The following is a 16186-nucleotide window of genomic DNA, read 5'->3' as shown; positions in this document are numbered from 1 at the left end:
AGATCGTACTAGAATGGTATTGTTTTCCTAACGAACCGTTTTCGGACGGAATTAGTTCTAAAATTGCCGTAGGATACAAGTTGGTTTCAATCCTGTGAGAAACATACAGTAAAGTCATTGTAGTTTTTGAAACTATAGTGTTGATTAACCGAATGATTAATTGGCTGTTTTCATCGTCTAGACCTTCTAAAGGCTCGTCTAAAATAACTAAAGGAGGATGTTTTAAAACAGCACGAACAATCAGCACTAAGCGCTGCTGACCAATGGATAGCTGCTTAAAAACCGTGTTTTTTAAATGGCTCATTTCGATTAAATCAAGCCACTGACTCGCTACTTTTATTTGTGCAGTAGTGGGTTGAATGTACAAGCCTATCGAATCGTAAAAACCGGATAGTATCATTTGTTCAAGAGTATGGTCTTTTTGATACAAATCGGCCATTGCAGTCGAAAAATAGCCTATGTTCTTTTTTATATCCCAAATGCTTTCGCCACTACCTTTTTTACGACCAAATAAGTACAGGTCTTGTCCGTAGCCTTTAGTATTCTCGCCCGTTAGCAAAGATAAAAGGGTGCTTTTTCCTGAGCCGTTAGGTCCTGTAAGTTGCCAAAATTCTCCTTTTTTAATCGTCCAATCAATAGTATTTACAATTTTCTTATCCTCATACGATACAGATACTTGGTTCATTTGAATCAGAATAGTCTCCTCAAATGAAGGACTTTCCAAGGGAGGCGGAATTGCTAAAGGATAGTTGTTTTTGAGAATGTCCTTTTCTAGAGCAATTGGGCGTAGCGCAAAGGAATCTGAATACACTTCTAGGCTATTATCGATGAAAGGCAACAAATCTGCTTTTCGATTCACGATCTGAATGATAATCAAGCTTGATGCTAATTGTTCTAAAGTTAGGAGCAATTCGGACCGTGTATTTTGATCAAGATGATCCAACGGATTATCTAATAAGATATAGTCTGCTTTTTGCTGCAAGCAGTAACGTAGGTACGCTTTTTTTTGCTCGCCAGATGACATGCTGCTTAATTTTCGGGTAGCAGAGGCATCGAGGCCTTGATAGTCATATTGATATTCTTTTTTAATAAAATCTTTTATGGCGATATCTGAAAACAAGAGCCCATTTAACTCATTCAAATAAGACAATTCAGCTGGAGCATCCTGTGAAAGAATGCTTTTTATGAATTTTTTCTTATCGACAGTGTTGGATAACAATAAGTTACAATGGGCACTAGTTTTCATGGAATCGATGCTATTACTATTTTTACGGTTCACCGAAATGGCCTTCCGATAAAGATTGAGTACGTAATCTATTGTTTTTGAATACGATCACATTTATTTAGTTCTAAATCTTCTAATTGATATCATTGCTGCATTTATTTATCAGAAGCTTTTTCTCTTGAAAATGTACTCCTAGAGTGTACATTCTTGAAAAAAGCGGACTAATTTTCGATACTATTTTTGTCAGTAAAAGTAATCGTACTGCTGTTTGATTTACAGCTTTTCTTTTTTCTGATTTCGGTCTACTATTTCTGTTAGCGGTTAGATCTCAAAATAAAATGGCGTTTAAACTATCGTAAAACTAGCTGATTTAGGAATATTATTCATGGCATCGGTAGCCATTTGCGGAACAGGATTTGCTAATTTGCGTAATTGGGTATCCATCCAAGCACCATCTACTGTTATGGTCGCACAAACCTGGTCTTCGGCATTTTTAAATTCATGTACAATGGTCCATCTTGAAGCATCGGCAGTCATTTTAGAAATGGTGGTATGTAAAAAAATTACATCGGATAATTTAAGTTCTTTTCGGAAAACACATTCCTCTCTAAAAAGAATCGGTCCAAAGTGATGAATCTGAAAAGCTTTCATGGTCAAGCCTAAGCTTTCTAGAATTTCAATACGGTGTTGTGCACCAAAGTCGTAATAGGCACTGTGACGCACATGAAAATTTGGGTCTAAATCAGACCAACGAAAAGATAATTGTTTGCTAAAAGCTGTCATTGGGGTGTTTTTTAAATTGTATTGGGGTAAAATTAGGCAATTGAATTCGGAAATTCTTTAACATGTCATTTATTTAACGGAAAAAAAGCGGCATTTTGTGCTCCGTTCGAATAACGATGATTGTGCCACCATAGGTGCTTTATAAAGGAATGTTTTCTATTACAATAGGATGGTTATTGGTATCCTTGTAGGTGCAAGTCATTTCCAAAATGTCTATTTGCCAGCTAGCAATACCGCATTGCGCAGCCTGTTGGCAAAAAGTATAATAATCAGTTTGGCCGTCCTGATGCATTACCAAGTATTCGATAAAACGCTCTTTGTTAGCGGACGCAGCAATAGGTAAGGCTTCATATTTTTTATCAGTGCTAGCTTCATTAGTGGCGTCGCCATAATAGCGAACGCGACCATCAGCGACAATTGTGTCATAGCCTTTAACGCCAAGTTGAATTAATTCCTGAATGTAATTGGGGAAATCAGCTCCTGTTTGTACTTGATCGTACGCTGCTTTGATTTGTTCTAGAGTAAACATCATGTATGGTTTTGAATAGTATTCTTTACGGGATAAAGTTACGCAACTATTTGAATTGGACAAGAGGTTAGGAGGAGCAATAGAAAAAAGGAGCTCTTAAAAAGAACTCCTTTAGGTTTTATGTTTTATCTTCTGTTTTCATATTGGTAACGATCATTTGAAGCGTACCTTCTCTCTTTTGCTTTTTTGTATTTTACCTTTTTGGAAACAACTTGAGAGTGATGTCCTTTGTAACCTTTATAGTATCTTGTTCTATCTTGGTTAAAGTTACGGTACGGTTGGTTTCCGTGGTAATCATTAATGGCTACACGGTATCCTGAACGAACATTGTAATTACGGTACTTTACAGGTAAGTAAGCAGTACGTCTCCAATTGCCACGCTCTTGGTAGATGTATTGATTGTGTCGTACATCGTAATAGGTTTGAATGTCTGGCAGGTAGTAGTAATCAGTTACGACAACTGGTGCTATACGCTGCACTGGAGTCCCTACATTAATGTTTACTGATAATTGAGCATTTGAGGTTGTTGTTCCGAGTAAAATTATTCCAGCGGCTATAAGTTTTAAAGTTTTCATATCGTTTGAATTTAAATGTTATTGTTAAAAATTGTAATCTAGTTGTATATACGATTACAGTAAATCCAACAACTGTGCCATTGCGATATATTGCCTAGCCATTGGCTCTTTCTAGTACCAATAGCTAGTGTTTTTTAAAGTGTAATTAATTGTAATTTAGTTAGTTGTTTATTTTTGTTTGAAAAAGTTAAAACAAAGTTAAGTATAGGTAAAGCCCATGAGAATACCGTTTTTTGATACTTATTGAGCTTGGGAACTAAAGTTAAAGAGCTTCATGCAATAGGTGCTTCTGTTACTTTTTATAAATAAAGAAGGTCTGACCAATGTTGCATTTGAATAGAAACTAAAGCATGATGTATTACTACTCTTTATATCAAACTAACTCCATTGGCATCGGTGGTTAAAACGATACTCAGATAATCAAAAAAGGGACGAACATCTTGAAAAAGTAAATCGATAGTGTGCAGAAAGTTGGGTTGCAGGATTTCTTGATCGGTAAAATGGTGTTTTACTATAAATTGTTTGTACTTGATTAAATCAATAGCTTCATGCTCTTTTGGAAAACCTTTTGGGAAAGTGGGTACTTGGTTTCCCGTAAGTGTTCCAAAACTTTGCTTTATTTTTTTTGAGCCCAAAATTTGCCTCCAAGTTGCTGGATTTTGTTCGATGTCTTGACGGATTCTTTTGAGGTCGGCAGGATTGGGACTAAAAAAGCCGCAAGCCAAAAAGTTGTTGCCAGGTTGTAGGTGTACATAATAACCTCCGCGTCGTTGAGCAGAGGCGCGCTGGATACCAAAAGCAAATCGAGGTTTGTAAGGCGCTTTGTTAGCACTAAAACGAACATCATTATAAATGCGATACAAGCTTTTTTTGCCTGACGGTGTTGCGAGTGCATCATGCTTGCTCATTATGTGTAGTAGCTCCTCTACGAAAGCAATCATGTTTTCGTGTGCGCTGGTGTACCGGCTTTTATTTTTGGCAAACCAATCGCGGTTGTTGTTTTGGGCTAGATCGCTTAAAAAAGTTATGGTGGAGGGTTTTATAATAGGTGTACTCATGGAAGTTGAAAAATAATTTAAAATTGGAGCAAGATGCAAGATGTTGAACTCTCAAATTTAGGGAAGTTTTTTATCGTTGTTGGTTGATTGCTGTTAATTTTTTTTAATCATTCGAATGGGAGACGAGCTGCGAAGCTATGATTCGTTTTTTTTAGCCCTGATAGCAGCGGCATCCTTTTTATTCGCCGCGGCGAATAAAAAGATAGAGCGAATAGCAGGAATAAGCTCCTAATAGGAAGTAAAGAGGGCAGCAAAAGAAACTCTCTTTTTAAGAAATTTAAGAACTACAACGCCCCGATAGCAATGAAAATCCCCGTATGGGCTAGTGTTTAGCCTGTACGGGGATTGTAATGTATAGCGGGAGAGATCGACTTTTGAATAGAAGTCTTCTGCTCCTTGAAAAAAAATTATCTAGATCTTCGGTCATTGTTAGCGTTGGGACGTCTTGGTCCAAAGCTATTATTCGAACTTCTGGCAGTAGTATCTGCTTTTGGTTTCCTTGGAGCAGAATTGCGTTGTTGTCTGCCTTGTCCTTGCTTTATAGGCGCGGTAGATGCGTTAGGGTCAGGCTCGAAACCAGCGATATTTTCGGTTGGTAACTTCATTCCGATTAACTTTTCGATGTCACGCAAAAACACGGTTTCGTCAGGGCTGAATAAAGAGATAGCCTCTCCATTTGCACCTGCTCTACCTGTACGACCAATGCGGTGCACATAATCCTCAGGGATGTTAGGTAATTCAAAATTGACAACATGCGGCAATAATGGAATATCCAGTCCACGAGCGGCAATGTCAGTAGCTACCAAGGCTGTAAGTGAACCGTCTTTAAAACCAGCTAAGGCCTTTGTTCGCGCGCCTTGTCCTTTGTTTCCATGAATAGCTGCAGCTTTGATACCTGCAGCAAGCATACTTTCGGTTAATTTGTTAGCGCCTTGTTTGGTGCGGGTGAAAACCAAAATTTGTTTCCAGTTTCCGTCGGTGATTAACTTTATAATCAGTTCGGTTTTTTTCTCTTTTGCCGTTGGATATACTTTTTGAGTAATCGCATCCACGGTTGTGTTCTCAGGCGTAGCCTCAACGTGTACGGGATTGTTTAAGATTCCGGTAGCTAGTTTTTTAATGTCTTTTGAGAAAGTAGCTGAGAACATCAAGTTTTGCCTTTTTACAGGAACTAATTTTATCACTTTCTCGATATCTCTAACAAATCCCATGTCTAACATACGATCGGCCTCATCTAGTACTAATATTTCGACTTTGGCAAGTGATAGTAAACCTTGATTATGTAAATCTAGTAAACGACCGGGTGTTGCAACTAGGATGTCGATTCCTTGACGCAATTGTGCTACTTGTGGTTTCTGGTTTACACCACCAAATAATACGGTAGTTCTTAAATCTAGAAATTCACTGTATTCCTTGATATTCGCAAGAATTTGCGCTGCTAATTCTCTAGTAGGAGTAAGGATTAAAGCACGAACGGGTCTGTTGCTTAAGTGTTTTCCTTGTGATAATATTTGCAAAATAGGCAGTGTAATACCAGCTGTTTTTCCTGTTCCTGTTTGTGCTGATGCTAATACATCTTTACCTTCTAAAATGGGTGGTATTGCTTTTTGTTGTATTGGAGAAGGATTCGTGTATCCTTTTTTGCTGATGGCTTTTAATAGCGCATCAGATAAACCTAATGAGTTGAATGACATAAATGGTGTTTATGAAGCATTTTATATTTTTTAATATGCTTCTTTAAGTAGCTGCAAAGGTACTGCTAATTTTTTTGATGTGGTTTTGATTCTAGTTTTGTTTTTTAAAATGCGAATTATAGCAGAATTGAACAAATAGAGTAATTGAATCTTGCTGTTTTATTGTTTTGTATTGGAACGCTAATTTTCAAGAGCAAAAAAAAATGGGACATTGTCCCATTTTCTATTACTTATATTTTTATTGGATTTCTGCAAAAGTATTTCCTTGCTTGATATCTCCCGTTTTGTATCCTTTCATGAACCAATATTTACGCTGTTCAGAAGTACCGTGGGTAAAAGATTCCGGAACGATATGACCTTGCATTTTAGATTGAATGGCATCATCGCCTACTGCGTGGGCTGCGCTTAAAGCTTCATCAATATCTCCATCTTCAAGGAAGTTATTCATTTGTTGGTTGTAATGTGTCCAAACTCCAGCATAGAAGTCAGCTTGTAGTTCTAGGGCTACGGATAATTTGTTAGCCTCAGCTTTGGATTTACCTTGTTGCATTTGTCGCATTTTTGATGAGGTACCTAGTAACGTTTGTACATGATGTCCGATCTCATGAGCAATCACATAAGCAGTAGCAAAATCCCCTCCTTTTGCACCAAAACGTGTTTTTAGCTCTTCAAAAAAAGTTAAGTCCATATAAACCTTTTGATCCGCTGGACAATAAAACGGTCCTGATGCTGAGGTTGCATTTCCACATTTCGTGTTTACAGCGCCTGAAAACAAAACCAAATTAGGCTCTTTTTACGTCATGTTGTTTTCTTGGAAAATTTTAGTCCAAACGTCTTCATTATCTACTAGAATAGCATTGATAAAGGCTTGTTCCTCGAGTTCTTTTGCTGTTAAATCTCTTTGCTCTGTTGGAGCGCTTTGCTTGCCCTGTGTTTGTTCTAGTATGTTACCGACCATTTGTCCGTTCTCACCACCAAAAGCATTTAAAAGTAAAATCACTATTCCAATAAGTCCACCACCCACGATGGTTTTACCACCGGATGACATTCCTCGTCTGTCTTCTAAATTACCGCTTTTACGTCTGCCTTGCCATTTCATATTGTACTATTTATTGTTTTTATTCGTTTCAGTTTTATTTTATTAACCATTTTAAAAGTGTTTGTTCGATAGCGCCTTTTATTATTGGTTTGGATATGTAATCATTCATTCCTACTTTCAAACATTTATTTTTTTCTTCTTTTTCAGTTCCTGCGGTAATTGCAATTATTGGAATTTGTTCCCCTAAAGTAGTTTTTCTGATTGCTGTCGTAGCTTCATATCCGTTCATTATTGGCATTTGAATATCCATAAATATAATTGCTGGATTAATTTCTTCAAATTGATCGATTGCCTTTGACCCATCAGCTATTTCATAAATAATTGGATCAACTAAGATGTTTTTTATAATTGTTTTCAGTAATAACATATTAATTTTATTGTCCTCTACTAACATCACTCTAAGATTATGAAGTTGCTCGTTAGTTTGGAAAATAGCAATACTGTCGGCTTCATTATTGACTTCGAGAAGATTTAAATTCAGATCAGTCTCATTTGTCGTTTTTAAATCTAGATCAAAATAGAAGGTACTACCTACATTAAGTTCACTTTCTAATTGCAATCTGCTTTTCATCAACCCTAGTAATTTGTTTGAGATGGTGAGACCTAATCCAGTACCACCAAACTTTTTAGTTGTTGAATTGTCTTCCTTTGAAAAGGCTTTGAAAATTTTACTTTTATTTTTCTCGTGAATTCCTATACCGGAGTCAATTACAGCAAAGCGAATTCTCGTTTTACTTGCACTGATGTTTTTTAGCACTGAAATATTAAGTTTGATCGTTCCTTTTTCAGTAAACTTTACCGCATTAGCTAATAAATTGATCAAGATCTGCTTTAAGCGAACTGTATCTGCATAGAAATACGTTGGGACTTTAGGATCGATAGTAAGCTCTAGCTTTAGGTTTTTTTGATTGGATTCGAATAAAATTAAATCTACAATTTCTTTTAATAATTCTCTGATATTGTCTTTTTCGATAAACAAGTCAAGTTTTCCTGCTTCTATTTTCGAAAAGTCTAATATGTCATTTACAATCTCTAGCAAGGTATGAGCCGATTGGTTGACGGTATTCATGTGCTTTTGCTGAATCTCCTCGAGCTGCGTTTTCATCAGCAAGTCAGTAAATCCAATTATTCCATTTAGTGGCGTTCTGATTTCATGACTCATATTCGCTAAAAACTCTGATTTGGCTCGATTGGCAGCTTCGGCATATTCCCGACCTTTTATAGCTTCATCTGCTTCCTTTCGCTGTGTGATATCGATCATGATTCCTTCGATATAGGCTATTTTTCCGTTTTTTAGGATAACATCCGCAAATTCCTCTACCCATACAATTTTTTGATCTGCCCTGATAATTCTAAAAACTAAATGAAAGCCTTGGTTTTTGGCTAATTTTGCTTTTATTTTCTGCATGGTTTGATCTGCATCATCAGGATGAATTAGATCAGTAAATAAGATTTCTTTGTTTAGAAACTTTATTTTATCGTAACCGGTAAGTTTTTCAATTTCGTCATTAAGATATATTTTAGTGTAGGTGGAATCATTTTCAGCTAGGTAAACGGTTCCAGGAATATTATTGGCTAATAATTTAAATTTTTCCTCACTTTCATAAATAGCGGTTTCAGTATCAATCTGTTCAATTGCAGAAGCTATGTTTCGTGCTAATGTTTGTAAAATGTTTAATTCATCGTCATTCCAAATTCGTTCTTCATTAGTGTCATCAAAACCTAGAAAGCCATGAAATTTTTCTTTTACGAATATGGGAAACAATATCAAAGACTTAACGCCAACATGTTTAAGTTTATTCTTCAAAGATTTGTTTTCCAAATTAGGAACGTAAGCACTAAAAATTTTATTCTCTCGTAATGGAAGTAAAAGGTCTTCAAAGAAAGGATATGGCATGTTTTGAAGCTCTGGATTATTTTGAGATAAACTTATTTCATCCTTTATCCAGCGGTATTTTTGGCTAATTGTTTGTTTTTTTGCATTGTTTTCGTAGTAGTAAGCTCGGTGCGACTTTGTGGCATTTCCCATTATAATCAATACATCAGCAAACATGTCTCCGATATTTTTATTGTTCAAGAATTTTTCAGTGCATTTAGTCATGGCAGCTAATAATTCGCTTTTATACGTTAGCTTTTCTTGAATTTCAAGTCTCATTTTAGATTCAAATCCAATCGCAATAATATCAGATACTGATCTAGCAAAATTTACATCCTCATTGTCCCAGTGTTTCACGTCCTCAATAGCTTCAAAACATACAATACCTTTAAGAATTCCGGTTATAAATACCGGCGTGTCTATTAGGGAAGTAATGTTATTTTCGGGGATATAGTTTTTACATAATTCGGCGCAAATGATGTTAGTATAAACATTCGTAGCTACTACTTGAACCTTTTCTTCAATAGCATTAAAATAATTGGGGTAGGCGATTTTAGTTAGTTTATATCCACTCGAGAAAATAAATCGTTCATGGCTGCGTTCATATAGGTAAATGCATTCAATATAATCAGGGTGGTATTCCCAATAGCTGGCTCGACAAACACCTATTGTTTTTGTAGTTATTTCCAAGATTACTTTTAATTTATCCTCAATACTCTCGGAGTTGGAATAACTTTTTTCAGTAAAACTTTTTAAAGCTTCACTAAATTTTAAATTTTTTAGCTGCCTCTGTGCTTTCTCACTTTCTATTTTTTTTAAGAACGTAATGTCTCTCGCTATAATAGAATATCCAGTAATTTCTTGATTTTCATCTCTTAGGATGTTTACTTTTTGAGACAACCAAATTTCGTCTCCATCTTTCTTTTTTATGGGGAATTCCAGCAAAGGAAGATTGTCACTACCCTTATTTATTTGTTTATAAAAATCCTTAAAAGTAGTTTGATAAAGATCAGGAATAAGTTCGTCATATCGCATAGCATATAATTCTGCTAAACTAAATCCTGTTATAATTTCAGAATTTTTATTTATGAAGGTGAAATTGCCCTCAGTACTTAGTTCGTATATGATGTCATAGGCACTTTCAACTAAATTTTCATATCGTTTTTGAGTTTTGATATGATCGGTAACTTCCTGACCAATACTTATGGTTAAGTCATCTGAGTATTTCTTGTCGTTCCATTGTATGAATTTAAAAGTACCGTTTTTACAAGTTAGTTTTTTGATCTTTAGTGCATCTCCCTTTTTGTCTGTGATATCAGTGGCGCTATGTGTTTCTATATTTTCAACTAATTGCCAATAACCTTGACCTAAAACTTCTTCGACAGTATAGCCAAGAATAGGTTTTATAGTTTCACTGCAAAAGACAATTTCGTTTTTACTATTCTTGGCAATAATTAGCGAGTTCCCTTTATTTATAATTTGACTATTAAATAGGAATTTATCGTTAATTCCTGAAATTGAAATATGTCTAATATAATTGATGCAAATAACAATTAGAGTATAGTTAAGCAGTATAATACTGGTCTCTATGGGTATTGTTGTGAAGGAAAGTAAAGCGATTAAAAATAAAACAATACAAGCAATAAATAGTTTATAATATTTTGCAGGTTTTAGGACATTGTAAGAAAAGAAAATAAAAAGCAAAAAGGTAATTACTGGAATTCCATCAGAAGTCAAAAAGATTAAATTGCTGCAAACATAAACAAAGGCTAGTATAAAAATCGTTTTAAAAATAATTTGAATATTGGCAAAAACTAGCTTTGATTTTAAACTAACAAAATAAATGAGCAATAAAAATGCTGCTATCGAAGCATTGTATATAAAAAGGCTTTTAGGTCGTAGTTTAAAAACCTCGAATGTGATTTCTAACGTTAAAACAATCAAACCAATAAATAAGAAATACAGCTGAAATTCCTTTGAAATAGACTTTTCCTTTGAATAAGTAACACTAAAATTATTTTTTAGATTTTTGTTGATTTTGTGGAACTTAAACAACATCAAAAAGATCAAGATGTATATTATAGGTAGGGCCGTCCTAAATACATTTTTACTTTGTGAAAGGGTGTTGATAAGTTGTTTTGAATTTACGATTGCTGGCAAATATTCATTGTCAAATCCTAAGCATATTGCCATATATTTATGAAAAATAATAAAATATAATTCCATTGATTAGGATTTGTATTAGTAGTTACTAATTTTCAATACAAGTTAAATGTAAAAAAAAATCGTTAAAAAAAAACAATATTATTCAAAGATCTTTGCCTTTGTCTATTATTTATTTTTATTTTACGTTTATTCTACCTGATCGTCAATGGCATCAAAACCCACGATTTGACTATATGCAGCAAAATAGAGGGAGTACATAAAAGGCATCGTAAAGAATATTCCAATGCAACATCCAAATATACCAATAAGTGAAGCAATGTAGGAAACCACAAATAAACCTAACAATGTTAATGGTTGTTTGAAAACCAAAACTAGGCTCGATATAATGGCTTCAGTTGCTTTAAGGTCGCTAAAAATAATTAAAGGCAACGTTAGCATCGTTACAAAAGAAACTGCGGTAGAAATTAGAATTTCTAGGAAGGGTATATCTAAATAGCTGATTGCAGTACTTAGTGCAGTACTAAAAATACCAATTAGTAAAGTGGCTAAAACCAGCTCCTTAAAATACGGTGCTGCATAATAAGTAAATACTGTTGAAACATGAAACTCTTCGTCTTCTTGTGCTGCATGTGCCATTTTTATTAGACCTGCAGGAAATGGACTAAGTAAACAAACAACAATAACTGTTCCTATCATTATGACTAAATTACTGCTTTCGGATAAAGAAGCAGCATTTAAATTCTCTGGTTTCATCGCTTCAACAAAGCCTGTAACTCCAAAATAGGATATTAATCCCGTGACTAAGAGGATACTTATTAAAATTGAAAAAACAAAAATCATTAGCCCAGCATAAAGAGCAATTTTTTTGTAATTCTCGAAAGCTAGATTGAAAACGTTTTCAAATTCTAGCTGATATCCATTTGCTTTTAAAGCTTCAATTTTAGATTTTTTGTTGTCCATAGGTATGCAATGATAGGTTTATTTTAATGTAAAGTATAAAGGGCTCTTAGGTCCATTTCAATAATTTTTTAACTAATTCTAGTTTGTCTTTATAAGGAGCGTAGCGTAACGGTAAGTCGAGCCAAGTTGCTTTTTTCACAATGCTTTTTTTATGCGAAAAAGTATCAAAACTAAATTTACCATGGTAGGCGCCTGATCCACTATGTCCCACACCTCCAAAAGGTAATCTACTATTAGAAAGGTGCACTACTGTATCATTTACACAACCACCTCCAAACGAATATTTTTGGATAATTTCATCAGCAAAATTACTGTTTTCAGTAAAAACATAAAGTGCTAGTGGTTTTTCATATTTTGAAAACAAAATCTTAATATCCGCTTCATTGGTGTACGTTACAATTGGTAGAACTGGACCAAAGATTTCTTCTTGCATGATGGCAGAATCGATGTCAAACTCTTCTATTAGAGTAGGAGCTATATAAAATGTTTCAGCAGCTGTTTTTCCACCAAAAACAACTTTGCCAGGCTCGATTAATGCTTTTACGCGTTCCCAATTTTTATGATTAACAATTCGGGCAAAATCTGGAGAAGTTTCGGGATTTGCACTGTAAGCTAAAGTGATCTCTTCTTTCAGGTAATCGATTAATTTGGCTTTTACTGACGCGTGCACTAAAATATAGTCGGGAGCTACACAGGTTTGTCCTGCATTTATAAATTTACCCCAAACAATTCTTTTGGCAGCCAATTTTAAGTTGGCTGTCTCGTCAACAATGCAAGGGCTTTTACCGCCTAACTCCAAAGTAGTAGGCGTAAGGTGCTCGGCTGCTGCTTTGGCAACTATTTTTCCAACAGGTATACTACCAGTAAAAAAGATATAATCCCAACGGGCAGATAGTAAGTCTTGAGCGACTTCAACACCACCTTCAACAACAGTCACATGCTCTTTATCGAAAGTTTTGCTGATAACTTTAGCAATAATTGCTGATGTATATGGCGTTAACTCCGACGGTTTGATGACTACCTGATTACCCGCAGCTACCGCTGATACAAGTGGACATAAGGCCAATTGATAGGGGTAATTCCATGGCGCAATAATTAAAACTTTGCCGTAGGGTTCTTTGTATATATAATCTCGTGAAGGAAAGTTTATAATTGAAGGCAAAACTTTAATTGGTTTTGACCACGATTTTATGTTCTTTATGGTGTGTTTTAGTTCGGTAATAACATAATTTGTTTCCGTAATAACCGACTCAAAAGCCGGTTTTTTGAAATCTTTATGCAGTGCGGCTACAATTTCATCTTCATGTGTAATCAGATTGTGAAGTAGTTTTACTAAGGTTTCTTTGCGGTAGCTAATATTTGTTTTATAATTCATTTTAAAAGTAGCTTACTTGTTTCTACCGCAAGTTAATTTAAAATTTCAATTATATATTTTTATTTTCATTATTTATAGTGCTTTCCAAAGCACTTCATTGGGCACTGGTGCTACGATTGTTACCAATTCTTTACTCACCGGATGTATAAAAACAAGTTTTCGAGCATGTAAATGAATACCTCCATCAGGGTTAGAGCGGTCAAAACCATACTTTAAATCCCCTTTAATGGGAGAATTAATTGAGGCAAGTTGTGCTCTAATTTGGTGATGTCTTCCCGTATGAAGGTTAATTTCCAAAGCAAAATAATTGGTTAATTCTTTAAAAACGGTATACTCTAAACTAGCTAATTTACTATCAGGCACTTCTTTGGTGTGTGCTTTTGAGCTGTTGTTTTTTTCGTTGCGTTTAATGTAATGTACTAATTTAGACTGCGCAAGTTCTGGTTTGTTCTTTACAATCGCCCAATAGGTCTTTTGAGTTTCTCTATTTTTAAATAACTCATTTAATCGGGTCAGCGCTTTAGAAGTTCTTGCGAATACGACGATGCCGGTAGTCGGTCTATCTAATCGATGCACGACTCCTAAAAATACTTCTCCGGGTTTGTTGTATTTATCCTTGATGTATTCTTTTACAACTTCACTTAAGGGCTTGTCTCCCGTTTTGTCCCCTTGCACAATATCGCCAACACGTTTATTGACAATAATCAGATGATTGTCTTCGTGAAGTACTTGGAGATTTGCCTTGTTTGATATTTCTTTCATTTGTGTATTTTCAGCTCTTATTTACGAATGTAAATAGCCGTTTTGTAATTGCTTTCGGTTAAAATCATTTGGTCAAGATACTGCTTAGGAACTGCTTCGTCCCTTTGTATCAAAGTGATTAAAATCAACTTTTTATTTAGTTTAAAAACCGAGTCAAGTTGCGATGCTTCTTTGATTAATTGTGCTCTACCATTAGTATAAAATTGTCCCGAATAATTTTTTTCTTTCCAATAGTAAATTGGTAGAGTTGTATTCTCTTTCTTTTCCATAGTCTGTTCCAAAATATATTTATCGGAATTCATATAAAAATCTATTTTGCCGGTTGCAAAAACAGCAAAATAAGCGATAAAAACAACGGCGGGAAAAAATAAGGCCATACGTATAAGTGTTTTTTTAGTTGCGAAATCTTCCCACCAATGTACCATTAAAAACATGATAGGAATAGTCACAGGAAGCATGTAGGTATGTAAAATGTTTTTAGAAATGGTAAAAAATACCGGTGTCCAAAGTAGCCATAAAACTAAGAAGGAAATCCAGCTATCTTTCAAAATAAGCTTTCTGTTTTTCCAAATTTTATAAAAAACAATTTGTACCCAAGGAAAACCAAAAGCAAACATAAAAGCCCAGATCATTCCCAGCGGTTGTGTCTTTGGTTTGCCGTACAAATCACCATTCCAACCTGAAACTACAAATCGTTTGTAATGCTCACCAATTATAAAATAGTCTAGAAAACCAGGTGTCTCTTTTTCAGCTAAATAGTACCACGGAATAGCAATTACAACAGTAATAAGGAAACCAAGTATGATTGAAAATTTAGAAAAAAGCGCTTTAAATCGTCCAGGTTCAAGACAGCACCAAATAAACAGCGGTGGAAAAGTAAGTACCATAATCAATGGACCTTTAGCAAGTAAACCGAGTCCTAACGCGACAAAAAACAAATAATTCCAGTAGGTTTTTTTATCATCATACATCGTTTTCCAAAATGAAAGCATCATGATAGTTACACAAAAAAGCAAGGCAGTATCTGTGGAAACAACGCCAGTATGAATTAAAAACTCAGGCATTGTAAGCAAAATAAATCCTGGTAAATAAAAAGAGACTCCACTTTTTTTAACCATTTTTCCCGCTAAAACAATTAAGGCAATATTTAGAAGGAAGGAAGGTAGTCTCGATGCAAATTCGTTGACTCCAAAAGCGATGTAACTCCCGGCGGATAGCCAAGTGGATAATGGAGGTTTAGCCCAAAACGGAATCCCGTAATCTATTTGAGGGACAATCCATTTATTAGTTTCCCACATGATTCGGGCTATTTCAGCATAACGAGCTTCTGTTTTATCTAACAGAGGAATTTTTGCGATAAGCAGTAATCTAAAAAGAACAAGCGTTATAACGGCAATGTAAAGTACGTAGGAATTGTTTTTTAATTTTTCAGGAATCATGAAAGACGATTTTTTATTAAACAAATTGGCTGTTTTTTTGCTTTTTGTACTGCTTACTTATGTTGTATAAATCCAACCATAATTTGAAAAAATACGTTGGTTTTACTTTTGAGTTTCCTTTTTCGATCCAAGATTTAAGTGGTACTTCATACATTTTAGTTAGTGCCTTTTGTTTGCCATAAAGCAGCTTCATTCTAAAAAAAAGTTCCACATCAAAAAGCCATTTCGATATAAATTCTTTTTTAAAAATAGCAATTGCAATTTCTTTAGTAAAGACTTTACAACCACATTGGGTATCGTACACTTTTAAGTCCAAGATGTGAGAGATGAAAGTTGCTATGATTCGACCGATCAAGAACCTACTGTTTTCTCGTTCAATCGTAGAGCCAATCTTTCTAATTCTGGACCCAAAACAAAAAACAACATCATTTGTCAGATTGTCACTAACGGCTATGAATTCTTCCAAGGTAGTCGCTAGGTCAGCATCTAAATACCCTATAAATTGATGGGAGAAATTTTGATTACAATAATGTATTCCTTGGCGCACTGCCTCTGCTTTACCTGAGTTTTTTAATAAGGAAACAATATGAATTTGGCATGAAAAATCATGCTTAATTTCGTTTAAAACAGCTAAAGTCTTATCAG

At 34.9% G+C, this 16186-nt stretch carries 12 protein-coding genes and 1 pseudogene; all 13 read right to left on the bottom strand.

Features of this window, described 5'->3' with window-relative positions:
• Positions 1–1246 (bottom strand): ATP-binding cassette domain-containing protein (locus P8M54_RS04460; protein ID WP_300285628.1); only part of this gene is annotated, 1246 nt, incomplete at its 3' end.
• Positions 1247–1570: 324 nt separating this feature from the next.
• Positions 1571–2008, bottom strand: a complete 438-nt coding sequence (locus tag P8M54_RS04455) for an acyl-CoA thioesterase (RefSeq protein ID WP_300285626.1) — start codon at positions 2006–2008, stop codon at positions 1571–1573.
• Between the two features lie 139 nt (positions 2009–2147).
• The gene (locus P8M54_RS04450; RefSeq protein WP_300285624.1) at positions 2148–2540 is read right to left on the bottom strand and encodes a DUF1398 family protein; all 393 of its coding nucleotides are present in this window, start codon (positions 2538–2540) and stop codon (positions 2148–2150) included.
• Positions 2541–2662: 122 nt separating this feature from the next.
• Positions 2663–3112, bottom strand: coding sequence for a hypothetical protein (locus tag P8M54_RS04445; protein WP_300285623.1), 450 nt, complete (start codon positions 3110–3112; stop codon positions 2663–2665).
• A 368-nt stretch (positions 3113–3480) separates the two neighbouring features.
• Entirely contained in the window at positions 3481–4170 is a 690-nt protein-coding gene (locus tag P8M54_RS04440; RefSeq protein ID WP_300285621.1) for a DUF2461 domain-containing protein, read from the bottom strand.
• Positions 4171–4577: 407 nt separating this feature from the next.
• Positions 4578–5864 (bottom strand): DEAD/DEAH box helicase, encoded by a 1287-nt coding sequence (locus tag P8M54_RS04435; RefSeq protein ID WP_300285619.1) that lies wholly within the window; start codon positions 5862–5864, stop codon positions 4578–4580.
• Between the two features lie 238 nt (positions 5865–6102).
• Positions 6103–6963, bottom strand: a pseudogene (locus tag P8M54_RS04430) (neutral zinc metallopeptidase).
• Between the two features lie 34 nt (positions 6964–6997).
• Complete coding sequence (locus P8M54_RS04425) at positions 6998–11065, bottom strand: PAS domain S-box protein (protein ID WP_300285617.1); 4068 nt, start codon at positions 11063–11065, stop codon at positions 6998–7000.
• A 126-nt stretch (positions 11066–11191) separates the two neighbouring features.
• Positions 11192–11965: a hypothetical protein gene (locus P8M54_RS04420; protein ID WP_300285616.1), complete on the bottom strand. Its 774-nt coding sequence runs from the start codon at positions 11963–11965 to the stop codon at positions 11192–11194.
• Positions 11966–12011: 46 nt separating this feature from the next.
• A complete protein-coding gene (locus tag P8M54_RS04415; protein WP_300285614.1) occupies positions 12012–13340 on the bottom strand; it encodes an aldehyde dehydrogenase in 1329 nt (442 codons plus the stop codon).
• A 72-nt stretch (positions 13341–13412) separates the two neighbouring features.
• Positions 13413–14102, bottom strand: coding sequence for an RluA family pseudouridine synthase (locus P8M54_RS04410; RefSeq protein WP_300285612.1), 690 nt, complete (start codon positions 14100–14102; stop codon positions 13413–13415).
• Between the two features lie 17 nt (positions 14103–14119).
• On the bottom strand, positions 14120–15541 hold the full coding sequence (locus P8M54_RS04405) for a glycosyltransferase family 39 protein (RefSeq protein WP_300285610.1): 1422 nt from the start codon (positions 15539–15541) through the stop codon (positions 14120–14122).
• A gap of 16 nt (positions 15542–15557) precedes the next feature.
• Positions 15558–16186, bottom strand: a 629-nt coding sequence (locus tag P8M54_RS04400) for a glycosyltransferase (RefSeq protein WP_300285608.1), incomplete at its 5' end; no start/stop codon positions are given.

Source organism: Flavobacterium sp. (assembly GCF_029242675.1).
Taxonomy (GTDB): Bacteria; Bacteroidota; Bacteroidia; order Flavobacteriales; family Flavobacteriaceae; genus Flavobacterium.
Note: the sequence above shows the minus strand (reverse complement) of the source record. Positions and strands in the feature narration are given on the sequence as shown.